Annotated in this window: 1 pseudogene; it reads right to left on the bottom strand. The window is 69.8% G+C overall.

The annotated features are described in order from the left end of the window. Positions 1–242 (bottom strand): annotated as a pseudogene (locus KZZ06_RS22035) (hypothetical protein); the annotation flags it as partial.

Genomic DNA, 242 nt, shown 5'->3' with positions numbered 1-242 from the left:
GCAGGTTGCACAGCACGGTGATGCCGTAGCGCCGGTTCACCTCGGCCAGCGCGTCCATCACCAGGCGGGTGTAGCGCGGGTCGAGGGAGGCGACCGGCTCGTCGGCGAGCAGGATCTCGGGCTCCTGCACGAGGGCGCGGGCGATGGCGACCACGCCCGAGACGATGGCGTAGCGCCCGGCGTCGTTGTCGAGGCCGCGCAGCACGTCCATGTCGATCTTGATCAGGTCGGGGCGGAAATTG

The sequence above is a fragment of the Sulfitobacter sp. CW3 genome (assembly GCF_019392245.1).
GTDB lineage: Bacteria > Pseudomonadota > Alphaproteobacteria > Rhodobacterales > Rhodobacteraceae > Sulfitobacter.
This window is presented reverse-complemented; position numbering and strand designations above follow the sequence as displayed.